The organism is Anatilimnocola aquadivae, assembly GCF_049819085.1.
Classification (GTDB): Bacteria; Planctomycetota; Planctomycetia; order Pirellulales; family Pirellulaceae; genus Anatilimnocola.
Map to the genome: position 1 here is coordinate 6,871,186 of NZ_CP187419.1, position 22,757 is coordinate 6,893,942.

Consider the following 22,757-nt stretch of genomic DNA (forward strand, 5'->3'; position numbering starts at 1 on the left):
CTCGTTAGCCGCGTTAGGCTGCTCCGCGAGACTTGCCCGGCGAAGGCTTGCCGTCGGCAACTTCTTCCAGCTTCTTGTCGAGGCCAATCAGGTAAACCAGCAGCGGAGAAGCAATGAACACCGTGCTGTACGAACCCGAAATCACACCGACCACCAGAGCGAAGGCAAAGGCATGAATGCCCGAGCCGCCCATGAAGTAGAGGATGGTAATTACGATCAGCGTGGTGCCTGCCGTGAGGAAGGTACGGCTGAGCGTTTGATTGACCGCGAGGTTGATCATGTTGCCATCGATGTTCGGGCTCTTGCCGCGAATTTCACGCACACGGTCGAAGATCACGATCGTATCGTTCACCGAGTAACCGATGAGCGTGAGGAACGCCGCCACCACGGGCAAGCTGATTTTGAACTCTTCGACTCCCAGGAAGCCGAGCGGCCCGACAAGCCAGTAGCTGACGGCAATGGCACCGAGCATGATGAGCGCGTCGTGAGCAAGGGCCACGGCGGCCGCGATGCCCCAGCTAATTTTGTGGAAGCGAATCCACATGTAAATGATCATGCCGACGATGCTGCCGACGATCGCGAGCACGGCCCGCCAGCGAGTATCTTCCGACACCTGGCCGCCGATCTTGCTCGACGTTTGCCAAACTGGTTGATCCTTGAGTTCAACTTCCAGTTGCTTCAGCACCTTCTCGGCATCGGCCTGCGGCAGGGCGAACGTAACCGTCCATTCGTTGAACGACTTCGTCTCGCGACCCTTCTGGCCGGGATTCGAAACATCGACCACGGTTCGCTGATTGATGGCCTTTTCGGCGGCAATCTGAATGCGATCGATCAAGGCCTCGGCACTGATGACCGTGTTGGCCAAGCGGACGACGGCTTGCGTTTGCGCGATGCCAGGGGGCGTTGCCAAAGGCTTGGCGGCCGATGGAAACACGGGAGGCAACGGCGGAATCTGCTTCGTCGGATCTTCGGCTGGTGCAGCCTCGATCGAAGGAGTGTCCAACTTCGGCGTTTCGGTTTTGGGAGTTTCTGTCTTCGGATTTTCCGATTTTGGCTCTTCCGTTTTCGCTGGTTCCGTCTTGGGCTCAGCAGGCTTCTCTTCGGTTTTGGTTTCTGTCTTCGGTTCGTCCTGCTTGCCTTCTTCAGGCTGGCAGTCGGACGAGTCCTTCGATTCGTCCTTTACTGCTGGCTTTTCGGCATCCTTGGCTGGTTCAGCCGGTTTTGCTTCGACCTTTGGTTCGTCGGTTTTCGCTGGCTCGGTTTTGGGCTCAGCGGGCTTCTCTTCGGTCTTGGCTTCAGCCTTTGGTTCTTCGGTTTTCGGAGTTTCCGTTTTCGGTTCTTCCGTCTTTGCTGGTTCCTGCTTGGCAGGCTCGGTCTTATCCGCAGGCTTGCTCGGGTCACCGATTGTGGGCGTTTCCTTCGGCGCGGGTGCAGCTGCTCCCGATTGCAATTCCTTGACATCGTCGAACGAGATGCCGTAGGTCGTCAGGCCTTCCTTGCCTTCGGGCGTGCGGAACGCGTTGCGGATGATCTCTTGCAGCTTGTCTACATCTTGCAGCGAGCTATCGACCTTCCAGACCTGTTGATCTGCAATACGATCGCCTTCATCCGTCGTTTGAGCGACGAACTTTTGATAGGTGTTGTGATCGACGGTGCTCTTGGTAAGCGGGTTCACTTCCTTCGCCATCGCCGTTTTAATGCGATCGCGAACTTGATCGGGAGTTTCCTTCCCGTAGATTTCGGGGTTCAAGGTGAACTGAACCGAGGTACCACCAGCGAGATCGATATCGAAAATGCCTGCGCCACGCCTCACGGTCGCAGCGAGGCCAATAACGATCAGAATCGTTGAGATAATGGCGGTTGGCTTGAACAGCTTCATCCAGTCGATGTTCGAGTGTGTGAAGAACTTGAGCATCGAAAGCGTGTTCCAGCGATAGGCCCGTTCGCCGATTTCGAGAATCGTGCGCGAGACAAAAATCGCGGTGAACATGCTCGTGAGAATACCGAGGATCAGCGTCATACCGAAGCCGCGGACCTGGTCGGTACCGATGTAATACAAAATGATGGCCGTGAGAAGCGTCGTCACGTTCGAGTCGATAATCGTCACCAAGGCTTTGTCGAAGCCGTTACGAATGGCCATTCGCAGGGCGGCCCCACGTTCGAGTTCTTCGCGAATACGTTCGTAAATCAGCACGTTCGCATCGACCGACATACCGACCGTAAGCACGAGACCAGCGAGACCGGGCAATGTGAACGGTGCCTTGAGGGCAAACATGAGAGCTACGGTCAGCATCATGTTAAGGACCAGGGCAAAGCAGGCGATCACGCCGGCCGTACGGTAATAGATCATCACAAAGCCGAGCACGATCGACAGCGAAATCAAGATCGCCTGGCTACCCTTGCGGACGGTATCGGCACCGAGCGTAGCACCGATACGGTCATCGCTGATGGGATCGTGCTTCAAGACCACGGGCATGCTACCCGAGCGAAGCAGTTCGACTTTTTCCTTCACCTCGCGTTGGGTGAAACGACCGGTAATTTGGCCGTTGTCGCTAATGCGGCTCTCGATATTCGGGGCCGATTGCAGGCGATTGTCCCAGACGATGCCCAACTTGCGGCGGACATTGCCGACAGGCTTGTTCTCGCCCGTAAGGTTGCCCATTTTCCACGCGCCATCGGGCTTCATGCTGAACTGAATGCTCCAGCCACCACCCTGGTCGATGTCTTCGGAAGCACGAGCCAGGTCGCTGCCACGCACATCATTCTCGGGGTCGTAGGCCATGAGCACTTCGACGAGGGGAATCTTGCGAGCGGCAAAGTAGGCCAGAAACGCTTCTTCGCCTTGAAGTGGTTGCGGGAAATTGAAGATTTCGCCCGTCTCGCCATTCCGCAGCTTGGTACCAAAGAGTGCTTCCGGAGCAAGGAACTTGCGCGTTTCCTGGTTGTCACCGGGTTCACGTTCCAACTGGGCCCAAAAGCCGATGATCCGTTCTTGGTTCGGGTCATCGGGATCGATGACGTTACGAGCGAGCCGCTTCTTGAGATCGATGGCATCTTCCGACTGAGCAATCGCTGCTTCCCACAAGCGAGAATCGCGGGTGGGGCTATCGGCGAGGATCAAAAACCGGAGCACACCCGTTTCGACAATGCTGCGCTTGATGGCTTCAACTTCGTCTTCGTCCACTTCGGGAACGACGATTTCGACCTGCTTGGGACCAAACTGGCGAATCACGATTTCCTTCAGACCGTCGGGATTCAAGCGGCGTTTGAGCACCGCCAACAGGTCTCCCATCTTCCATTCCAGTTTGCCTAGAGGATGGTTCTCTGCGGTAGCCTCTTCGTCCACTTCGTAGACGAGAATCGCACCACCCTGCAGGTCGACGCCCAGTTTGTATTCCCAAAAGAGAATGACCGAGATCGCAGCCAGAAAGCTGGCGGCAATGATGCCCACGCGCCAGCCGTGATCGGGCATGCGAATGAGGTTGCCGTACAAAATGCCCAGAACGATGCCGACGATTGCCAGGATGACGGGCAGGGCCAGCTCGAGCGGGATGCCAAAGTATTCAGGCAGGGCGGGCATCAACCGATTGTCGGCGGCAAGCAAAAATTGAAAGGGAGAGAGCATGTCAACATGTCCCAAAACGCGAACGGAAAAGGTAACTCACCCGGCTGCAAATCACCGGCGACACAGGAGTGGTTCCCGGATGCACGCCATCCAAGGAACAGGAACTTAGGCCGGCTTTTTGTCGGCTTCGGTCGACTCTTCGGGCTCGCCAATGCGAGCAACGGCCGAACGAAGAATTTTTAACCGAGTGTTGTCATCAACCCGAATGGTGATGGTGGACGAACCGGGAGAGATGTTCACCACCGTGCCGCAGATGCCGCCGATGGTGACCACATGGTCGTTTTTTTTGAGGCTGGCGAGTGTTTGCTCGGCCTCTTTACGCTTTTTTTGTTCGGGCCGCAGCAACATGAAATACATCAGTAGCAGCATGGCCATGATCGGCAACGCGAACGAGCCGAACAGTTGCTCTGTAAAACCTCCGCCGCCACCCGCTGCAGGGGCAGCAGGCGCCGCGCCAGCGCCTTGCGCCAGCAACAGACTGGTGAGGTAGAAAACGCCTAACAATCCGCTCAAAGACCCGCTCCTTAATGGGACGGTGGGCCACTTTTTGAGCAACGCCCACCGACGAAAACCTGGGAGCCATGCACCGAAAATAGACCTAAGGCGCATGCGCCGGCCTATCTATAGACTCCCGCGCCGTATCTTAAGGCCTTGCGCAGTAACGAACAAGGGCAGCCAGCCCTGCTGTGACACCGCTGAAGTGGCTGCTGAGATTCGCCCGGTTTTGGCCCGCAAGACTCGCCCGTTCAAGCCTTGCTGGTGGCGATCTCGGCTTCGGCCTGTTCGTCCAGCAGTTGCTTCACTTCCTGCCGGCCCGTCAGGTAATAGAAGACGCCAATCGTAGCGACCGAAGCCTGCAGCAGCCGGTAGGTTACGGCGATCAGCAAGCCTTGGCTTTCCGGCACCCCCGCGGGTGAGAAGGCATAGTAGAGCCCGTTGAGCGTGGCCTCGAAGGCACCAATCGGTAGCGCACCGGCCACCATCGAGATGGGCACAAACACGAAGTGCGTAGCCAGCGAGGGCTGCGGACTGCAGAGACCCCGGCCGACGAAAAAGACCATCGCCACATAGAAGCAGTGCACCGCGAAGCTCATCACCACCGCTAGCAGCAGCCGGCCGCTCGATTGGCGATACGTTCGCATGGCGGCAACCAGCTTCTTGAAGATCCCGCCGACACCGGGAACTCGTTCGAGCGTGTCCCAGAACTTCAAATTGGTCATGCCGGGAATCAGCATGAAGGCAAAGCCGATTGTGCTACCCAAGGCCAAATACTGCGCGAAACGGCACAAAAACAGCGTCCCTGCGTTTTCTGACCGGGCGAAGAACTCCGGCTGGCTTCGCTCCAGCAGCAAGGCCGCGACACCCGCCATCACCAGCAGGGCGTACAGGCCGAGAATCCGGTCGACAATCACGGAGGCAATCGCCTCGGTTTTGCGTGACGGATTGCGATGAATTAAGAATCCCGCTTTCACGGCATCGGCACCCGCGAGCCCCAGCGGCATCAGGTTGAACAGGTAGCCCATGAAGCCCGCGCGGAGCGACTCTCTCACCGAAAACTGCAGCCCGAGTGTCCGAAGCAGCAGATGCCACCGCAGAATGGTGACCAAAACTGCTGCTAGCACGGCGAAGAGTGCAAACAGCAGAAAGAACCAGTCTTTCTCCCCTTCGATCAGCGCCGGCAGCTTGGGGTCGTGATAGGCCTTCCAGCCTAGAAAGCCGAGCAGGGCGAGGGAAATGCCGATTTTCGCGATGGTAGCGCCAAACTTGTTCAACTGCGCAAGCCTTTCCCGTCGATGTTATCGGGCGTAATGCCCGTCGAAGTCGCCCCGCAAAGGAGCGACCGAGCCGCAAATGGAAAACTGGTTCTTTGCCAACTGGCTGGCGAACCACCGAGGGTCCAGGTCCGTCCTTGACATCATCGGGCAGCGTCAGTAGTTTACGTTATTCAGCTGCCGGAGTAACTGGCAATCGCGTGCTGCAGGCTTCCCAAAGGCCCGCTAGCACCGCAGATTTTCCGCAGTTGAAACCATTCGGGGGATTAGCTCAGTTGGGAGAGCGTCTGCATGGCATGCAGAAGGTCATCGGTTCAAGTCCGTTATCCTCCACTCGCAAAAAGCCCTAAGCCAGTTTGGTTTAGGGCTTTTTTTGTGCGCTGCTCCGCAGGTGAGCCGGCCACAGCAGCCGTCAGAGAGTTTGCGCCATGAATGACCCGACCGCTTCCGAGGCGCAAGCGCTGGCTGCCTACGATGAGCAATTGCGCTGCGGAATTGAAGTCGTTGCCACAGGCAGCACCGCAGAGGGGAGTGGCAAGTCGGTCCCCGCGGATCTGGCCGAATGCTTACGGCGAATCGAACGGGTTTGGCCCAGAGCCGAAGAGCCGTACTCGCCCACGCAAATCGGCCGCTTTGTGATTGAACGAGTCGTTGGCCAGGGGAGCTTCGGGACGGTTTATCTGGCCCATGATCCGCTCTTGGGACGAAAGGTGGCACTCAAGGTGCCCCGGTTCCACACGCGTTCGAGCGAGCACCTGCGCGAGCTTTTTCGCCGCGAGGGGCGCGCGACTGCAGCCTTGGACCATCCCAATATCGTGCCGGTTCACGAATTGGGGGAAGCAGAGTCTCTGAGTTACATTGCGTTCGCTTTTTGCAGCGGACCAAACCTGGCCGAATGGCTGAAGTCGCAAGCGGAACCCGTCCCACCCCAGGTCGCAGCATGGATCGTTCAGCAACTGGCCGAAGCCATGCACTACAGCCATAGCCGTGGCGTGTTGCATCGCGACCTGAAGCCGAACAACGTGCTGCTATTTCCGCTCACGAACTCGCAGGCGCACCCCGTGTTTGCCTACGTGCCTCGCATTGTCGATTTTGGACTGGCGCGATTGGCTGAAGAAGATTTAGAAGCCACGGGAACCAGCGCCGTCATCGGCACGCCTCTCTACATGGCTCCCGAGCAGGCACTCGGCCGACGCGACGCCATCGGTCCTGCTGCCGATATCTATTCGCTGGGGACCATCCTGTATGAACTGCTGAGTGGCCGGCCTCCATTCTTCGGAACTTCGCCGCTCGAAGTCATGGACCACGTACGCAGCACGGAACCGCCGTCGCTCAGCAAAGCGTTTGCTCATGTGCCTCGTGACCTGGAAACCATTTGCCTGCATTGTCTCGAAAAACAGCCCGAAGATCGGTATCCTTCAGCGCGAGAATTGGCGGCAGACTTACAGAATTTTTGCGAGGGGCGCGACGTTCAGGCCCGACCGATTTCGATCTGGCAGCGCGCGCTGAGAGTCTGTCAACAACCGCAGCGCATTCACGAAGCGGGGCTCACCGTCATTGGCACGCATGCGGCGGTCATCATGAGCATGCTGATGACACTGTATATGGTGGAAGCAGGCCAGGTCATTGAGCGGCCAGCCAACTTCAGTTTGCTGGCGTGGGCACCAAAAGCGCTTCTGTTTATGGTTGGCGGACATCTCCCCATGCTCTATGTGGGCTGGATGTTGCTTCGGCAGCGACTGTGGGCAGCCTGGTTTTCGCTCATTGCTGGCGCAGTGATGGTGCTGGCCTCTTTGTTCTTTGTCGTCGGTGCTGTACCAGCTGGCATGACCGATTGGGATCAGATCCCCGGCTTCCGCATCGTTTATCCGCTCATGGCAGTCCTGTTCATCGTGCAAACCACAATGAGTGCCGTGGCCGTGCTGGCGCTACGGCGACTTAGGAAGTAGCCACCGTTTGCAAGCGAACCTGCGGGGCCGCTTGCTGCAGCAGCGTCTTTGTGGCGCGGGCATGATCAATGGCAGAGTTTTTTGGCTGAGCGATTAGGGCGGCGGTGAGGGATTCGGGCGCGTGGCCTGCCAGGGCGAGGGCGACGAGTGCTGCTTGAGCGGGCGAGATGCTGGGGTTGAAGGCTGCGTTTTCGAGATACGGGCCGACGACGATTTCGCCGGTGGCGGTTTGCAGCCCTACCGCGGCGTAAGCGTGCGTGTAAGGAGCGTACGAGGAACGTGCGGCTCGCAGAGTGCGCAATTCGAGTTCGCTACGCGACCGCTTCTTTGGTTCGAGCAAGACGGGCCTTGTTTGCAACATGCCACCGGTGATGCCTAGATCACGAGGCCCGAAAGCAAATGGCAAATAGTCGGTCAGCGGTTTGGACGGAGAGTTCGCGAGAACGATTTGCAGTTCCGCAGCGGTCGCCAGTTCAAACAGAAACTGCCGGCAGTAGCCACACGGCGGTGCCGAGACTGCGAGCTTGAGTAGACCGGTTTCGCCGTGATTGGCCGCATTGATGACCGCTGCCTGCTCGGCATGCACGGTCTGACTCAGCGGCAAGGTGGGGAACTCGAGATTCGCGCCCAAGTACACCGCCCCCGAACTTCCCAGGGCCACGGCACCCACGTGAAAGTTCGAAATCGGCGGCCGCGCCAGTTCCTGCGCCAGCGGAATTAGTTCGAGCAGGAACGATTCGATTGCCAGGCCACTCTCGCTGAGCAAGCCGCTGACCTGCGCGGCCGTGAGCATGCTCGATCGCGACAACTTGGCCAGTCGCCGGGCTTTGGTGGCCAGTTTCATGAGATTTGTCTGCCAAGTGATAAAAACCGAGAAAAATTCTTTGACTGAAGCCGAGCGGGTTCGCTACGCTACCGAAACTTGTTGTATCACCAATGTTTGATAGGTCGGTAATCGATGCCTCTCCGGGCCAGTCTCTCCCTGCCGGTGATCTGCATTGCCTTAGCCCTAGGGGCTGGCTGTGCGCGGTCCTTGCCTCCCGTTCCCGAGGCGACCACCGGCCGATTGTACGCTCTGGGCGACGCCTATCTCAAAGCGGCGCAGTCGCTCGACCGCGGGCCCAAGCACATGGCCGAGTTGAAGAAGTTCTTTCCCCAGGATCAGCCCGCCGACGAGTTGCTGAAGTCACCTCACGACGGCAAACCGTTTGTCGTGGTCTGGAATATCGATCCTCGTCGTCCACCGGCGTCCGAGTTGCCGCCGCTGATTGCCTACGAGCAGGAAGGAGTCGACGGCCAGTTCGATGCCCTGACCACCATGGGCGTGATGCGCATCGATCGCGCGGAACTCGATAAGTACCTCGCGATCACTCCTGGTATTCGCAAACAAAGTAGCAGCAAACAAACAGCTCGCACCCAGAGCATTCAGAAATAGCAGAGACCAACCTCCGTAAAAACTACTGCCGGCAATCGCTTCTCTCTCCCAGAAAGAATTGTCACATGCCCCGCCTGTCCCGTCGCGCCTTTACGCTCGTCGAGCTGCTCGTCGTCATTGCGATTATTGCCATTCTCATGGCGCTGCTGCTGCCGGCAGTGCAAGTGGTTCGTGAATCCGCTCGCAAGGCCACTTGCGCGAATCATCTGAAGCAGATCTCGCTGGGGAGCTTGCTGCACAACACGCAGTGGGAGTACTTTCCCTCGGCAGGCAACTATTGGAGCGATCCGCGGACGAAATCGAAGAGTGGTTCTTCGCATCTGTCGGCCCGGCAGAATTGGGGGCCCTTCTACCAGATTTTGCCTTATGTCGAGCAGTCGAACGTGTTCGAACAGAAAGACGACTACGCTGTCGCCTCTTCGGTGATCAAGATCTACTTCTGCCCGACGCGTCGCCGCCCGGTTGCGCTGAGCGGCATCGAGTCAGGCTTGAGCCGTGGTATGCGCGGCGCAGTCGACTATGCCGGCAATGGCGGGAGCGGTCGTCCGAACAAGAATATCTTCCCCGATGCCCAATCGTTCAACAATCAGAACGGCGTCATCATCCCCCGCAGCGATAGCTCGCGGGGCTACAAGAACGAAGTCATCACGCTCACCGCCATCAAGGACGGGACCAGCGGCACCCTGATGTACTCCGAACGAAACTTCAATCGCCGCCGAGCCGGCGATTCGAACCAGTGGGACGAAAACAATGGCTACGTCGGCTCGTGGGACTGGGACACCATTCGCTGGAGCTACAGCCCACCAGCCCCCGACCGCTTTGATGACTCCAACTACGATCGCCGCTTTGGCAGTTCGCACCTGGGGGTCATGAACGCCGCCTTTTGCGATGGCTCGGTCCGGCCCATTTTCTATCACATCGACTTCAAGGTCTTTAAGCAGCTCACCGTGCGCGACGACGGCAAATCGCCGCAAGATTGGTAGAGCCGTCCCTGCGGTGGCTCGACGGTTGGCGAGGAAGATGCTCTCGCTCGCGCGCAGCTGAACTGGCCAACGATGAGGGCGCTGTCACACTTGAAGTGTCCGCTATCACGGGCGGAATTTGCGTGAAGATCCACCGCCGGGGAGTTTGAATGAGGTTAGTTCAACCACTCTTCAAACGGAGTCCCGGCGATGGAAGAGCGACAAACCTATCGGCATTTTACGTTGGTCGAGCGGCAGGTCCTAGCGCAGCTGGTGGCCATGCGCGCCACACAGCAGGAGATGGCAAGCTGCTTGGGTCGTGACGTGCGAACGATCCGAGCCGAGCTCAAACGCAACTCGCATTATGGTGGCTACTCTGCGTGCGAAGCGCAACGCTTGTCCGAACAGCGGCGTTGCCAGGCTCGGCAGAAGTGCCGCAAGTTACGCCGACCCGAGTTGGTGGCAGTCGTCACGGCAGGGCTCCGTAAGCGCTGGTCACCCGATCAAATCGCCGGTCGTTTGAAGCGGCAATTCCCGTGCGAACCGCAACGTCGCTGCTCCAGTCAAACGATCTACCGCTGGATCGACACCGACGATTTCGGTTACCTTTGGCGGCGAATGCTGCGAAACCACAAACGCCGCAAACCTCGTGCGCGGCAGGTCAAGTCACCGGCACGCGAGATCGCCGGGCGGCCCGAGATCATCAACCTTCGCGAGCGAATCGGCGACTGGGAGGGAGACACGATCGTCGGCCGTGGCGGGCGGGCCTCGCTGGTCAGCCTCGTCGAACGGAAAACCGGCTTCGCCTTGCTGCTCCCAGTGGAGAACCGCTGTGCTCCCACGGTGAACAGCGCGATAAAACGGCGCTTAGGCACGCTTCCACCCGAGGCTCGGCACTCGCTGACATTCGACAATGGCTCCGAATTTGCCGGTTACCAAGAGCTGATGTCGAGTCTGTCACTCGACATTTATTTCGCCACGCCACGCTGCCCTTGGCAACGTGGTAGCAACGAGCATTTCAACCGCCTGGTCCGCGAGTTCTTCCCCAAAGGCACCGACCTGCGGGGGCTGAACCGGCGCAAGTTAGCCGAGGTGCAGCAGTTATTGAACCAACGCCCCCGCAAACGCTTAAACTATCAAACCCCCGACGAAATCTTCTCCGAATTCTGCCAGCGGATACTTCTAACTTGACAGCGCCGAGGCGAAGCGTGGCAAAGAATTTCGACAATATCGCTGCGCAAATGATTGACAATGAATCACGACATGCTGAAAATTAATTGGATACAGAACTGACATCGGCGAGGGTGAACTGATGGGGCAGGGTGGTTGCTGCTGCGCGGGGCGGGGCAAGTTCTGAGTTCTGAGTTCTGAGTTCTGAGTTCTGAGTTCTGAGTTCTGAGGTCTGAGTTCTGAGGTCTGAGTTCTGAGGTCGGAGGTCGGAGGTCGGAGGTCGGAGTTGGGGAGCGGGGCAGGCGAAGAGCGAAGGGAAGTTGGTAGGCAGTTCAGCGCCTCACGCCAACCCTCTCGACAGCCACCTAGTAGAGGGGGTGAATGCGAGGCGGAGGCAGAGCCGGAAATTGGGGAGGAGGTGGGTGGTGAACAGGGGCTGAGCAGGGGTGGAAAGTGGTTATCAAGAAAACGGCGATAGTCGCCAAATGTGCGGCGGAAATGCTTGAGAAGCAAGGGTTTGCGTCAAAAGGCTATCAGCACAATTTCGCGCAAAAAGTTATCAAAAGTGGTTATCAAAGCGAGGGCTTGAACAGGGGGAAGGCCAGCGGTGAACAGGGGCTGAGCAGGGGTGGAAAGTGGTTATCAGGAAAACGGCGATAGTCGCCAAGTGCGCGGCGGAGGTTGTTGTAGGGCAAGAGGTTGCGTCAAAAGGCTATCAGCACAATTTCGCGCAAAAAGTTATCAAAAGTGGTTATCAAAGCGAGGGCTTGAACAGGGGAAGGCCAGCGGTGAACAGGGTTGCGTCGGCAAGCAAAGAGCCTATGAGGGCGGTCAGTCGGAGCGCTCGTGCGGCGGGCTTTTTGGAAAGGCGAGGGCGGCATGCCACCTCAAGAAACAAAAACAGGGCCGAGGCTGCAAAGCTTCGTCCCTGTTTCGTTGATTCGCGATTCAATCAGCAACCGACTTGGTTGCCGTTTGAATTCAAGACCAGACTACTTCACTTCAGGAGCTGGGGCAGGAGCTTCTGGAGCTGGGGTGCCTTCTGGGGCGGGAGCTGGTGCTGGTGCAGCTGGGTCGGTGGTGCCTTCGGCTGGTGGGGTGACAGGAGCTTCTGGAGCTGGGGTCGTTTCTGGGGTGGTCGTCGGGGCTGGTGTGACGGGATCAGCCTTCTTGGCTTCGCAACCGATGGTCGACAGGCCGAGGGAAGCAACGACGAGCAGAGCAAACAACTTCTTCATGGATACATTTCCTAACACGTGTGACAGAACCGTTTAACGATCAGCAGGACAGCCCTGCTTTAGTTGCCGTTTAGGCGGACATAGATAAAGAGACCAGCAGCTGGCACTCTATTCCCGAGAATTTCATAAAAATCTGGAAGAGGACTGATGTGGCCGTTCGCAAGTGGCGCAAAGCGTCTCGTAACTGGAACTTAGGTCGCATTCGCGGTCCCGGCAGGTGCTGCCGACCGATTTTCTTCCCAAGATTGTGGGCAATGGGGGCGAATTTCGGGAATAATCAGGGCCTGAACGGCTTCCTATCTCGAAGCGAGGCGATCAATGGCGGATCAGCCCCGGGCGGGGACGACGAAAAACCAACCCAACCTTACGGACTTGCCGTCCGCTCAGGGGGCTGGTGCGTCGACGCACCCCGACGACGGGCTGCCCGAGTTGTCCCTGGCTCAGCTGATTCGCGATCATGCGGGTTCGCTCTACCGGTATGCCTTTCGTCTGGCGGGGCAAGCCAGCGATGCGGAAGACCTGGTTCAGCAAACCTTTTTGGTCGCCCAGCAGAAGTTGCATCAAGTACGCGAAGCCGAACGGGCAGCGGGCTGGCTGTTTGCCGTGCTGCGAAGTTGCTTTTTGCGTTCGCGGCGGAAGAAGATTCCGCTGGCGAATGAAGAGCAGTTTCCGCTCGATAGCGTGGCGGCTCAGCCTGCCGGTGAGGCAGACGACAGTTGGCTGGACCGCGAAACGCTGCAAGCAGCACTCGCGGAAATGCCCGACGAGTTTAAGCTGGTCGTGCTGATGTTTTACTTCGAAGACTTAAGCTACAAGGAAATCGCCGCCCAGTTGGAAATTCCCATCGGGACGGTGATGAGTCGGCTCTCGCGGGGCAAAGCCCATTTGCGACGCCGACTTGTTCCGGACGAGCCCAGTGAGTCGGGGGTAGAGAAGTCAGCAAGCGAGAGAACGACCCGGGGGCCTTCCGATTGGAATGTGCCGTCCGTCAAAGGTTGATGAAGTTTGTTCGGTATTGATTGAGTTTGGTTTGTTTGGAACGATAGTCTGGCATGGAATCGAAACCCACTACACGCGAATTGATGGACGCTTGCCGCGTCGATCGCCACGATCCCGAGCGAGCTGAACTCGCCTCGGAGCTCGCTCCTTTCGCGCGCGAAGTGCAAGCCGATCCAGCCTTGAATGCGGCCCTGCAGCGGTCTCAGCAATTCGATCGCAATGTCCGCGAGGCTCTCGATGACGTTCCGTTGCCCGCTGGTCTTGCCGAACGATTGCTGGCCGGTTGCGAAGCAGCGTTGGTTACTCCGGCCTCAACAATTCAACCAGCGAATGAGCCCGTTTATCAGCAACCGCATTGGTCACGTCGGCGGTTGGTGATCGGTGCCACGGCGGGCAGTTTGCTCGTGGTGCTGCTCAGCGTCTTTGGCATCCGCTTGCTTCCCCAAAAACCAATCACCAACGAAGAGCTGGCCAGCTTGGCTGATCGCTGGTTCACGCAAAGTGGGCCCGCTGCCAAGTGGCTGCCGGTCGCTTCGGCTCCCGCACAGTTTCCTGTCGATCGCGCGATCACCGCTCGGCCGTCGAAGTGGGCAGCCCTCGATTCGCAGACGGTGGTTTACGATTTGACTCGCCCAGGCGGTCAACGGGCTCTGCTGTTTGTTCGCAGCACGACTCAGCCTCATTCCTTGCGGAATTTTCCTTTCACCAAGTTGCCCGTGACGGGTGGCTGGGCGATTGGGGCCTGGAATCGCGGGGATGTCATCTATGTGCTGGTAGTGGTCGAAGATGGCCAGCGAATCGAGCAGTTTGTGAAGCAATCACGGGTAATTTAGCCCTGTTTTGCCGGCAGGCATTGCGCCACCGTTAAAGTTTGACACGACTTTAACGGCTCTGCCTGTTGTACTGGTTTTTTCGCGCAAGGCAGGCCGATGGGTTCGCTATGCACGGGCCTTTTCGCGTTCCAGCCCGGCCCAGCTTATCCGCAGCAAGGATGCCTGCAATGAAACGAATCGCTACCAGCGTTTGCTTGTTCGCCGCCAGTTTTTCGGCTGTGGCCAGTGCTCAGGAACTGGTCCCCTTTGCTCCTCCATCGGCACCGATGCCGGCCCAGATCCCGCACGATGTACCGCAACCGCTGAACGCCGCCAGCCCCAGCGACCGGCACGAAGCCGACGTCTCGCTGCCCGGTCTGCCTTCGTCGCAGATGTCGCCCGGCATGTACCTGTATATGCACGAACAAAAGCGGTATGACGATCCGAAGCAAGCCGTTCGTCGCAAGGCCGAACTGAAGACCGCTCAGCGGATGCAACGCCTCGCTGCCCAGAAGTGGTACGGCGTTTCGAATGCTCGCCCGATGGCCTCGGCTCAACCCTTCATGGACCTCTACTCGCCTCGCTGGGTCGGCAATGGCTACAACGCCTTCGACTACTCGGACGTGGGCAATGCATCCCCAACCGTGCTGCGAATTGAAACGCAGAACGTGCAGCGGTAAGCAGAGAAAACGCTTCTCGATCGCGCGGTGTTGATCGTGAACACCGCGTTCGGTTCTGCGGTTGCTTGCAATGAAAGCCGAATGTGCTTTCAACAAGCCAGCGGAGACCAGCGATGACTCGACCACAGATCAGCCGCGAAGCAGTGGCTTACCTTGTGGCAGCGATCGCCATCATCGCTGGCCTATTCTTGTATCCACCCCAGCGCCGGTGTGCTGATTGGTCAGACTTAAATGGCCTTCGCCCGAGCGCTAGCGTTGCGTACGAGTATGACCGCCGAGAGTTCGGGTATCTCCCTGCATTTGGCTGGAGGCGATCTCTTGGGCAGCGGCTGGACAGCGATGCAGTCAATCAACTGGGTGGATCTGACGGAGTATTGCTGCAGTACAAATCCTACCGCTGGCACATCGATTGGGCCTGGATGATATTTTTTGTGTGCGCAGTAAATACTGCCCTCTACGCCGCACTACGTAGTGGTAAACCGGTGGTCGCAAGTAATGATTAAGCCGGTACCGCTTCCAAAATATCGAGCTCACCGGCCGTGTGAACGATTCGCTGCAGCTTGAGTCCGGCGGAGGCGAAGAGTTCGCGGTACTCGACTTCGGTCCGCTCTTTTCCTTCGGGAATGACGAGCATCGTCAAATCGAGCCATTTTACAAAGCCTGGCTCGTTGCCGGTCGGCACCACGCTTTCGACGACCAGCACTTTGCCCTCCGGACCGAGTGCCGCGCGGCAGTTCTTCAAAATGGTGATGCACTTGGCATCGTCCCAGTCGTGGATGATGTGCCGCATCATAATCGCGTCGGCTTGCACGTCGATCTTCTCAAAGAAGCTGCCGCCGACCAACTGACAGCGGTCTACGACACCGGCCGTGGCCAAGTTTGGTTGTGCGCGCTCGACCACATGTGGCAAGTCAAACAGCACGCCCTTCAGCTTTGGGTTGCGTTGCAGAATGGTCGCGAGCGTCGAGCCATTGCCGCCCCCCACATCGCAGATCGTACCGAGCTGGCCGAAGTCGTAAGCGTCGGCCATCAGGGCCGTTTCTTTGCCGTGAATGCTGGTCATCGCGGCATCGAACACCTTCGCCTGCTCGGGATGCTTGCCGAGATAATCGAACACGCCTTCGCCGTACACCTTGCGAAAGCTGCCCTGGCCCGTCTGAATGCTGTAGAGCAATTCGCCCCAGGCAGAAAAGTGCTCTTCGCCCATCATCACGGCCATCGCCCACTGCGAATCGTCAACATCCTTGCGTAAGGGATCGGCCAGTGGTGAGAGCGCGAACTTGCCATCGGCCTGTTGAGAAAAGATGCCGACACTGGCGAGTGCCCGCAACAGGCGAAACAGAGCACCTTCGTTTGTCTTGGTCTCATTCGCCAACTCGGCGGCGTTCTTAGACACCGTGGATAGTTTGTCGGCGAGTTCCAACTTCGCAGCGACATAAATCGCCTGCGATGTCCAATACCCGGTAATCATCTGCTTGAGTGCGAGGACGGGAGAAGTCGACATGGTTAATTCCTTTCCGAGGGGCATGTCGTCTCTTTTTAACAACTGTTAACAGCGAGTGGCAGGTGGTGGAAAAATCTGCGTTCAACGGGCAGCCAACATCGCTTAGAATGGTACGAGTACTTTCCAGGGTGAATTCATGATTCAATTGAACTCCAATCAGCCAACTGCAGCCGATTTGCAATCGGCGATCGTGGCCTTCACAGAAGAATTGTTCTGCACAGTCCCCACCGTGACGCTGGAGTCTGATCCGGAACTGCCCAATTCGGAATATCTGGTAGTACATGCGCGGACAAACGCTGAATTGGCCGAGATCTTACGGCTGAACACAGCGTGGCATGTCCGCCTATTGGAAGTGGCCGGTGATTCGGCGATCCACTATCGACTCGACTTGGACGTCGCATGAAGGCCGACGAATTTCTCGCAGTCGCCAAGAATTTACAGATGGGCACACGCGAAGCGGAGTGGCGGTCGGCCGTGAGTCGCGCTTATTACGCCGCATTCCATTCAGCACTCACAATGATCACGTCCTGTGGAGTTCGCTTCGGCAAGAGCAGCGCCGCACATGACAAACTGGCGATGTGTCTGCAAAACTCAGGCAATCACGAAGTCGCCACCGCAGGAGCGAAGCTGAGTTCGCTGCGAGCCAAACGCAACAACGCCGACTACGATTTGCAGAGCCTTGCATTTGGTTCATCGAGAGTTGCTGAAACGCAAATTGCGATCGCCGAGGAGATTATCGCTGCCGTGCATGGCAGGCAAGCAGATCAACCACTCGTCGCGGCGATCCGATCTTATGCCAAAGATTTGCTTGGATTGACCGTGACCGAGAATCGCTGAGGAGAGCCGATCGCTCGCACGCTCAGCTTCCTGACCTACAAGAACGGCAACGGTTCTTGCTGGCTGAGGCAGTGGAACGAACCGAGGCCCCAAACAAGATCGAGCGACGGACTGCCAACGACTTGGTGCTTGGGCATTAAGTCTTGCAAGATGCCAATGGCCGTCGCATCGGCGGGGTCGCCAAACTGCGGCACAATCACGGCGTCGTTGACGATCAAGAAGTTGCCGTAGCCTGCGGGCAAGCGTTGATCGTCGACAAACAGCGGCTTCGGCAGCGGCAGTCGCACAATTTCGAACGGACGACCGGCAAGATCGGTGAGTCCTTGCAACTCCACCAGATTCTGCTGCGTCGGGCCATAGTTCTCGTCAGTGGGATCGTCGCACACACAGACGACGATGGTCCGCGGATTAATAAATCGCGCGATCTGGTCGATGTGCCCGTCGGTATCATCGCCAGCCATTTCGCCCCCCGTGAGCCAAAGGACCTTCTTAATCGCCAAATAGTCAGCCAGATACTTTTCGACCTGCTCGCGCGAGAGGTGCGGATTGCGATTTGGATTCAGCAGGCACGATTCGGTCGTGAGCAGCAGGCCTTCGCCGTTCCCTTCGATCGCGCCGCCTTCGAGGACAATGCCGGGCGTGAAGACCTTGCGACCTTGCAGCTTACCGATGGTTTGCGGCACTAGGTTGTCTTTATCAAAGGGTGGATACTTGCCGCCCCAGGCGTTGTACTCCCAATCGACCAGCGCCGGTTGCGAGCCCTTGGGGCCGCTGAGAAAGATCGGCCCGTGATCGCGGCACCAGGCATCGTTGGTAGCGATGTCGTGGATGGTGACATTGGGAAGATTACCAACCAGCGACTTCGCCTGCGCCAGAATCTCTGCACCGCCGGCGAGGATGTTCACGGGTTCGAATCTGGCAATCGTGCGTACCAGCTGCGCAAACTCGGCCGGCACGGGCTCGAACTTGTCGGGCCACGTAGCAGGATTGCGCGGCCAGCTAAGCCAGACCGAAGCCTGGCGTTCCCATTCGGCAGGCCAACGATAACCGAGCGAGGCAGGAGTCTGCAAAGAAGCAGTTTCAGCGGGCATCATCGAGGTACCGTTTCGTGAGGTCACCGTAAGCATCAATGCGGCGATCGCGGAGGAAGGGCCAGTGCGTGCGGACGACGTCGATTAGGCCGAGATCGCAGGGCACGATGAGCGTTTCTTCTCCTTCGTGCTTGGCCTTCGCCAGCAGATTGCCGTTGGGGTCACTCACAAACGAGCCGCCCCAGAACTGCAACGCTCCTTCAAGGCCCACGCGATTGGGCGCGGCGACGAACACACCATTGGCGATCGCATGGCTGCGCATCATCGTTTCCCAAGCGCTGTGCTGGCTCGCTCCGAAGACTTCTTTCTCTTCGGGGAGCCAACCAATGGCAGTGGGATAGAACATGATCTCGGCGCCGGTGAGCGCCGTGAGCCGTGCTGCTTCCGGATACCATTGATCCCAGCAAACGCAAACGCCGACCTTGCCGAACTTGGTCGCAAAGCTGCGGAAGCCCAGATCGCCGGGCGTGAAGTAGAACTTTTCGTAAAACAGCGGATCGTCCGGGATGTGCATCTTGCGATACATGCCCAGCTGTGTGCCGTCGGCATCGAAGATGACTGCCGTGTTGTGATAGAGCCCGGGCGCTCGCCGCTCGAACAAGGAAGCAACGACGACGACACCATGCTTCTTCGCCGCGCCTTGAATCGCATTGCTCGTCGGACCGGGAATCGACTCGGCCTGGTCGAACTTCGCGTGATCTTCCGTCTGGCAGAAGTAATGCCCGGCAAACAGCTCTTGCAGGCAAATGACGTTCGCGCCCTTGGCGGCGGCGTCTGCAATCTTGGCCAGTGCCTTTTCGACGTTAGGCTCTTTGGCTTCGGTACAGGTCATCTGCACGACAGCGACATTCACAACGCGCGAGTTTTTGTATTGATAGGTCATCGCACCAGAAGGGTGAAAGCGAAGGGGGTTGCCGAAAACGTGGCATTATACGCATTCGTACCGGGCATGCGACGCCGCAGCGGTCTCGCCAGCCAATCTGCCGCAGATTTCTTCGCAGAAAGTTCACTGCTTCTTCATGCCAGTCCAGGAAATTAGCGCAGCCGAAAGGTGGACAGTTTGTTCGCCGCTTCCTGTGCTTGCCGTATGAGGCCCGTGATGTTTCGCTTCTGCTGCATTCTCTCCAGCGCACTTGTTATGTTCTCCTTCGCCGGTTGCGGCGAAAGCAAGCTCGACAAGATGAAGCGTCTGGCCTCGGTGGGCAATGCCGATGATCCCCAGCCGACGAATCCGGCACCAGCACCGCCCGTCGTTCAGCAACAACAGGCTCAGCAGCCAAAGCAACCTGTCGCGGCCGCGATCTCGCCACCGGTTACACCAACTGCCGTTCAACCGATGCAACCAGTTGCACCTGCTGCGGCACAGTTGCCCGGTCCGCCGGTCGTCGTCCACGTTCCTCCGCCCGTCAGCACCCTGTCGCCCAGCGAACGCCGCGAGCGGACGATTCGCAATCTGCAAGCGATTGCGACGGCGCTCGAAAGTTACATGCAAAACTCGAACTCGGTGCCGGCACCAGCCTTTGTCGACGACGGTACGCAATCGCCGCTGCTCAGTTGGCGCGTGGCGATTCTGCCGCTGCTGGGACACAGTCAGCTGTATTCCAAGTTCCGCTTAAGTGAGCGGTGGGATAGCACCAACAATTTTGCTCTGCTCAAGCAGATTCCGCCCGAGTTTCAATCGCCCGATCGGCCCGATGAGAAGACGAATTACCTCTGTCCAATTGGTCAGGCCGTAGCGATGGCTCCGACGAATAATCGCTCGTTCCAGCAATTCAAAGATGGTCTGGCGAACACGCTACTCGTCGTCGAAGCCGACGATTCACAGGCTGTGCCGTGGACCAAGCCCGCTGATTTGCCGATCAAACTCGAGGCTCCGCACACGGGCCTTGGTTCGCTGCGCGAGGATGGCTTCTTTGCGATCCTGGTGAATGCCACCGTGTGCCGCGTGCCGAAAGAGACCACACCGGACCAACTGCGCGCGCTGTTGACCTTTGCGGGTGGTGAGAACTTCAAGGCCAAAGACCTCGTGAAAGAGCCGAGCGTCTACGTCGAATCGCCCGTGGTAGCTTCAACAGCGACGGAAGCTCCTGCGGCAGGCGATACCGGCACGACTCCCGCAATCATCCCAGCCGCCTCTGCAGTAATCGCGTCGCCCACGCCTGCCGAAAAGCCGCAGGAAAGATCACTGGCGAGCATCAACTTGCCAGCCATCGTCGAGCTACTAGCACAGAAAGGCCAGCCGCGAGTCGGCGTGATTCCCGTCCCTGCAGAAGCGGAGCTCATCACCGCACGTACACAGCTGCGCGATGTCTATGCCCGGGATTATGCCAGCGCCAAACGTCCGGAAGAGAAACAGCGCCTTGCTCAACAGATGATTGCCGATGCTGCTGCCCCCAAGATCGGTCCGGCAGAGCAGCACGAAATGCTGCGGATTGCTCGCGATCTGTCGGTGCAAGCCGGCGACTATGCGACGGCGAAGCAAGCTTTGGCGAATCTCGAAAAACTGTTCGACGCCGACTTGTTGTCGCTGCGTGCGAAGACCCTCAGCGATTTTCAGCAGGCGGCTGCCCGCTCGGGACAACTCGAATCACTGGCCGCCGATGCGCAGAGCGTCGTCTCGCAGAGCTTGCAGCAAAGCCAGTTCGAGAGTGCGCTCACTGCTCTCGATTTGCTGGTGGCCATCTACCGCACACGACAGAACAAGCAGGGACTTGCAGCGGTCGATCAACTTCGCCAGCAGATCGACACGGCTAAAGCAGCTTACAAGGAAGTTCCGGCGGCGCTCGATGTGTTGTCGCAGAATCCCGCCGATCCACAGGCTTGCGAAGTAGTCGGCAAGTACATCTGCCTGGTGCGCAATCGCTGGGATCTCGGTCTGCCGCTACTCGTCCGTAGCGAAGACATCCGCCTGAAGTTTGTCGCCACGATTGATCTGGAAGAGAACAAAACGCCCAAAACACTGCTGCAACTGGGCGACAGCTATTGGCAACTAGCCGACGAGTTCAAGGGAAGTCAGCGAGTTGCTTTGCAAGTGCGTGCTTACTCTTGCTACGAGCAGGCGCTGCCGCAAGTTGACGGCGGGCTGGAGCAGATCAAAATTCAGAAGCGAATGAACGAGCTGGTGAATGGTCTCGGCAAGCAAACCATCGAGCAGATTCTGGCAGCCGATCCGTCGGCCATCAAACCGGCCAATCTACAAACGAGCGTTTCTGACTAGCGATCATGAGCTAGCATCAGTCCTTGTCAGCCCGGCGGGAATCGGGCAGACTGAACGCGTCTTAGGAGGCTTTTCTCGCCATGCACGGAGCGCAGAATGTCTGAATCAGCAGCCTTAACTCCCAAGCTCTTTGTCCTCGACACGAACGTCATTCTTCACGACAGCGGCTGCATTCAGAACTTCGAAGAACACGATCTGGCGATCCCCATCACGGTGCTCGAAGAACTCGATCACTTCAAACGGGGCAACGAAGCGATCAATTTCCAAGCCCGCGACTTTTTGCGGCGCATCGACGAACTGACCGGAGACTTACTCTCGGCTCAAGGCATATCGCTCGGGGCGGGACTTGGCTCCATTCGTGTTGTCTTCGGCGGCGAAATTGACCCTCGCGTCAAAGCGGCCTTCGCAGCCGATACGCCCGATCATCGCATTCTCAATTGTGCCCTCGTGCTGCAAAAGCACGAAGTCAAACGCCGCGTCGTGCTCGTCACCAAAGACACGAACCTGCGGATGAAGGCCAAAGGCCTTGGCCTGCCAGCGCAAGACTACACGACGGACAAGGTCGAAAGCTTCGACAAGCTCTACACCGGCAAACGCGTCATCGAAGACGCTCCCAGCGACGCGATCTCGATGTTCTATAGCGAGGGGGGGCTGGTTCCCGTCGAACGCGTTCCGGCGATCGTGAATCCCATTCCCAACGAGAATTTTGTCCTGCGCAATGGCAGCAAGAGCGTGCTCTGCACCTATCGCCATGCCGACAAGATGCTGGTGCGGGTTGAGAAGTCGATGACGTACGGCATCTCGCCGCGCAATGCCGAGCAATCGTTCGCGCTCAAGATGCTGACGAACGACGACATCAAGCTCGTCACGCTCGCGGGGACTGCGGGCACTGGCAAGACGCTGCTCGCCTTGGCCGCCGCCCTGGAATGCCGGCAGAAGTATCGCCAGATCTTGCTGGCCCGGCCGGTGGTGCCGCTCAGCAATCGCGACCTCGGATTTTTGCCCGGCGATATCAGTGCCAAGCTCGATCCTTACATGCAACCGCTCTACGACAACCTCACCGTCATCCGCCATCAATTTGGCGATCACGATGTGGCCGCCCAGCGAATCAACGAGATGAAGGAAAGCGAAAAGCTGCTCATCACGCCGCTGGCCTACATTCGTGGCCGCAGCTTGCAGCGCATCTTTTTCATCATTGACGAAGCCCAGAATCTGACTCCGCACGAAGTGAAAACGATCATCACCCGCGCCGGCGAAGGGACGAAAATCGTCCTCACGGGCGACATCAAGCAAATCGATCAGCCTTACCTCGATGCACTGTCCAATGGACTGAGCTATCTCATCAATCGCATGAAGGGCCAGTCGATCTACGGCCACATCACGCTCGAAAAAGGTGAACGCTCAGCCCTCGCCGACCTGGCCAGCGAACTGCTCTAATTCGTCCTTCCGATCGAGTCGCTGGGAAA

Annotated in this window: 20 protein-coding genes and 1 tRNA gene; 13 read left to right on the forward strand and 8 right to left on the reverse strand. The window is 58.1% G+C overall.

Going from position 1 to position 22,757, the window contains the following annotated elements:
• Window positions 1-13: 13 nt before the first annotated feature.
• From secD to NA78x_RS27245, 3 genes are all read right to left on the reverse strand, one after another.
• The gene (gene secD / locus NA78x_RS27235) at window positions 14-3,625 is read right to left on the reverse strand and encodes a protein translocase subunit SecD (protein ID WP_425615528.1); all 3,612 of its coding nucleotides are present in this window, start codon (window positions 3,623-3,625) and stop codon (window positions 14-16) included.
• A gap of 105 nt (window positions 3,626-3,730) precedes the next feature.
• On the reverse strand, window positions 3,731-4,138 hold the full coding sequence (gene yajC, locus NA78x_RS27240) for a preprotein translocase subunit YajC (RefSeq protein WP_425615529.1): 408 nt from the start codon (window positions 4,136-4,138) through the stop codon (window positions 3,731-3,733).
• A 233-nt stretch (window positions 4,139-4,371) separates the two neighbouring features.
• Entirely contained in the window at window positions 4,372-5,397 is a 1,026-nt protein-coding gene (locus tag NA78x_RS27245) for a lysylphosphatidylglycerol synthase transmembrane domain-containing protein (RefSeq protein WP_425615530.1), read from the reverse strand.
• Window positions 5,398-5,657: 260 nt separating this feature from the next.
• Here NA78x_RS27245 and NA78x_RS27250 point away from each other — a divergent pair.
• A tRNA-Ala gene (locus NA78x_RS27250) sits at window positions 5,658-5,730 on the forward strand.
• 95 nt (window positions 5,731-5,825) lie between these two features.
• Window positions 5,826-7,346, forward strand: a complete 1,521-nt coding sequence (locus tag NA78x_RS27255) for a serine/threonine-protein kinase (RefSeq protein WP_425615531.1) — start codon at window positions 5,826-5,828, stop codon at window positions 7,344-7,346.
• On the opposite strand, the gene cdd is transcribed toward NA78x_RS27255, so the two are convergent.
• Window positions 7,336-8,190, reverse strand: coding sequence for a cytidine deaminase (gene cdd, locus NA78x_RS27260; RefSeq protein ID WP_425615532.1), 855 nt, complete (start codon window positions 8,188-8,190; stop codon window positions 7,336-7,338). The genes NA78x_RS27255 and cdd overlap by 11 nt on opposite strands.
• A 114-nt stretch (window positions 8,191-8,304) precedes the next feature.
• On the opposite strand from cdd, the gene NA78x_RS27265 reads away from it, so the two are divergent.
• The 4 genes from NA78x_RS27265 (at window position 8,305) to NA78x_RS27280 (ending at window position 11,573) form a co-directional block, all read left to right on the forward strand.
• Window positions 8,305-8,781: a hypothetical protein gene (locus NA78x_RS27265; protein WP_425615533.1), complete on the forward strand. Its 477-nt coding sequence runs from the start codon at window positions 8,305-8,307 to the stop codon at window positions 8,779-8,781.
• A gap of 65 nt (window positions 8,782-8,846) precedes the next feature.
• Complete coding sequence (locus tag NA78x_RS27270) at window positions 8,847-9,764, forward strand: DUF1559 domain-containing protein (RefSeq protein WP_425615534.1); 918 nt, start codon at window positions 8,847-8,849, stop codon at window positions 9,762-9,764.
• A 189-nt stretch (window positions 9,765-9,953) separates the two neighbouring features.
• Window positions 9,954-10,934 carry an IS30 family transposase gene (locus NA78x_RS27275; RefSeq protein WP_425615535.1) on the forward strand — a complete coding sequence of 327 codons (981 nt, stop codon included), beginning with the start codon at window positions 9,954-9,956 and terminating at the stop codon, window positions 10,932-10,934.
• Between the two features lie 432 nt (window positions 10,935-11,366).
• Window positions 11,367-11,573, forward strand: a complete 207-nt coding sequence (locus tag NA78x_RS27280; RefSeq protein ID WP_425615536.1) for a hypothetical protein — start codon at window positions 11,367-11,369, stop codon at window positions 11,571-11,573.
• Window positions 11,574-11,905: 332 nt separating this feature from the next.
• Here the strand turns inward: NA78x_RS27280 and NA78x_RS27285 are convergent, their stop codons facing one another.
• Window positions 11,906-12,151 (reverse strand): hypothetical protein, encoded by a 246-nt coding sequence (locus tag NA78x_RS27285; RefSeq protein ID WP_425615537.1) that lies wholly within the window; start codon window positions 12,149-12,151, stop codon window positions 11,906-11,908.
• A 318-nt stretch (window positions 12,152-12,469) separates the two neighbouring features.
• Here NA78x_RS27285 and NA78x_RS27290 point away from each other — a divergent pair, with 318 nt between their 5' ends.
• The 3 genes from NA78x_RS27290 to NA78x_RS27300 all read left to right on the forward strand — a co-directional run bounded on the left by NA78x_RS27290 (window position 12,470) and on the right by NA78x_RS27300 (window position 14,642).
• Window positions 12,470-13,150 carry an RNA polymerase sigma factor gene (locus NA78x_RS27290; RefSeq protein ID WP_425615538.1) on the forward strand — a complete coding sequence of 227 codons (681 nt, stop codon included), beginning with the start codon at window positions 12,470-12,472 and terminating at the stop codon, window positions 13,148-13,150.
• A gap of 53 nt (window positions 13,151-13,203) precedes the next feature.
• A complete protein-coding gene (locus NA78x_RS27295) occupies window positions 13,204-13,983 on the forward strand; it encodes a hypothetical protein (RefSeq protein WP_425615539.1) in 780 nt (259 codons plus the stop codon).
• A 167-nt stretch (window positions 13,984-14,150) separates the two neighbouring features.
• On the forward strand, window positions 14,151-14,642 hold the full coding sequence (locus tag NA78x_RS27300; RefSeq protein WP_425615540.1) for a hypothetical protein: 492 nt from the start codon (window positions 14,151-14,153) through the stop codon (window positions 14,640-14,642).
• A 499-nt stretch (window positions 14,643-15,141) separates the two neighbouring features.
• Here NA78x_RS27300 and NA78x_RS27305 read toward each other — a convergent pair whose 3' ends face one another.
• Window positions 15,142-16,146, reverse strand: a complete 1,005-nt coding sequence (locus NA78x_RS27305; RefSeq protein ID WP_425615541.1) for a methyltransferase — start codon at window positions 16,144-16,146, stop codon at window positions 15,142-15,144.
• Between the two features lie 136 nt (window positions 16,147-16,282).
• Between NA78x_RS27305 and NA78x_RS27310 the strand changes: the two genes are divergently transcribed.
• Window positions 16,283-16,549: a hypothetical protein gene (locus NA78x_RS27310; protein ID WP_425615542.1), complete on the forward strand. Its 267-nt coding sequence runs from the start codon at window positions 16,283-16,285 to the stop codon at window positions 16,547-16,549.
• The gene (locus NA78x_RS27315; protein WP_425615543.1) at window positions 16,546-16,983 is read left to right on the forward strand and encodes a HEPN domain-containing protein; all 438 of its coding nucleotides are present in this window, start codon (window positions 16,546-16,548) and stop codon (window positions 16,981-16,983) included. Before NA78x_RS27310 ends, NA78x_RS27315 begins: the two co-directional genes overlap by 4 nt.
• Window positions 16,984-17,018: 35 nt before the next feature.
• Here the strand turns inward: NA78x_RS27315 and NA78x_RS27320 are convergent, their stop codons facing one another.
• The gene (locus tag NA78x_RS27320) at window positions 17,019-18,077 is read right to left on the reverse strand and encodes an agmatine deiminase family protein (RefSeq protein ID WP_425615544.1); all 1,059 of its coding nucleotides are present in this window, start codon (window positions 18,075-18,077) and stop codon (window positions 17,019-17,021) included.
• Entirely contained in the window at window positions 18,064-18,906 is an 843-nt protein-coding gene (locus tag NA78x_RS27325) for a carbon-nitrogen hydrolase (protein WP_425619479.1), read from the reverse strand. The genes NA78x_RS27320 and NA78x_RS27325 overlap by 14 nt, the downstream gene beginning before the upstream one ends.
• Before the next feature lie 267 nt (window positions 18,907-19,173).
• Between NA78x_RS27325 and NA78x_RS27330 the strand changes: the two genes are divergently transcribed.
• Window positions 19,174-21,291 carry a DUF1559 domain-containing protein gene (locus tag NA78x_RS27330; RefSeq protein ID WP_425615545.1) on the forward strand — a complete coding sequence of 706 codons (2,118 nt, stop codon included), beginning with the start codon at window positions 19,174-19,176 and terminating at the stop codon, window positions 21,289-21,291.
• Window positions 21,292-21,387: 96 nt separating this feature from the next.
• Window positions 21,388-22,728, forward strand: a complete 1,341-nt coding sequence (locus NA78x_RS27335) for a PhoH family protein (RefSeq protein WP_425615546.1) — start codon at window positions 21,388-21,390, stop codon at window positions 22,726-22,728.
• Window positions 22,729-22,757: the final 29 nt, after the last annotated feature.

Bases quoted from the DNA above. Each gene is read 5' to 3' on its own strand.
- secD (WP_425615528.1), bottom strand. From the start codon at position 3,625: ATGCTCTCTCCCTTTCAATTTTTGCTTGCCGCCGACAATCGGTTGATG.
- NA78x_RS27255 (WP_425615531.1), top strand. From the start codon at position 5,826: ATGAATGACCCGACCGCTTCCGAGGCGCAAGCGCTGGCTGCCTACGAT.
- cdd (WP_425615532.1), bottom strand. From the start codon at position 8,190: ATGAAACTGGCCACCAAAGCCCGGCGACTGGCCAAGTTGTCGCGATCG.
- NA78x_RS27265 (WP_425615533.1), top strand. From the start codon at position 8,305: ATGCCTCTCCGGGCCAGTCTCTCCCTGCCGGTGATCTGCATTGCCTTA.
- NA78x_RS27270 (WP_425615534.1), top strand. From the start codon at position 8,847: ATGCCCCGCCTGTCCCGTCGCGCCTTTACGCTCGTCGAGCTGCTCGTC.
- NA78x_RS27275 (WP_425615535.1), top strand. From the start codon at position 9,954: ATGGAAGAGCGACAAACCTATCGGCATTTTACGTTGGTCGAGCGGCAG.
- NA78x_RS27285 (WP_425615537.1), bottom strand. From the start codon at position 12,151: ATGAAGAAGTTGTTTGCTCTGCTCGTCGTTGCTTCCCTCGGCCTGTCG.
- NA78x_RS27290 (WP_425615538.1), top strand. From the start codon at position 12,470: ATGGCGGATCAGCCCCGGGCGGGGACGACGAAAAACCAACCCAACCTT.
- NA78x_RS27295 (WP_425615539.1), top strand. From the start codon at position 13,204: ATGGAATCGAAACCCACTACACGCGAATTGATGGACGCTTGCCGCGTC.
- NA78x_RS27300 (WP_425615540.1), top strand. From the start codon at position 14,151: ATGAAACGAATCGCTACCAGCGTTTGCTTGTTCGCCGCCAGTTTTTCG.
- NA78x_RS27305 (WP_425615541.1), bottom strand. From the start codon at position 16,146: ATGTCGACTTCTCCCGTCCTCGCACTCAAGCAGATGATTACCGGGTAT.
- NA78x_RS27310 (WP_425615542.1), top strand. From the start codon at position 16,283: ATGATTCAATTGAACTCCAATCAGCCAACTGCAGCCGATTTGCAATCG.
- NA78x_RS27315 (WP_425615543.1), top strand. From the start codon at position 16,546: ATGAAGGCCGACGAATTTCTCGCAGTCGCCAAGAATTTACAGATGGGC.
- NA78x_RS27320 (WP_425615544.1), bottom strand. From the start codon at position 18,077: ATGATGCCCGCTGAAACTGCTTCTTTGCAGACTCCTGCCTCGCTCGGT.
- NA78x_RS27325 (WP_425619479.1), bottom strand. From the start codon at position 18,906: ATGACCTGTACCGAAGCCAAAGAGCCTAACGTCGAAAAGGCACTGGCC.
- NA78x_RS27330 (WP_425615545.1), top strand. From the start codon at position 19,174: ATGTTTCGCTTCTGCTGCATTCTCTCCAGCGCACTTGTTATGTTCTCC.
- NA78x_RS27335 (WP_425615546.1), top strand. From the start codon at position 21,388: ATGTCTGAATCAGCAGCCTTAACTCCCAAGCTCTTTGTCCTCGACACG.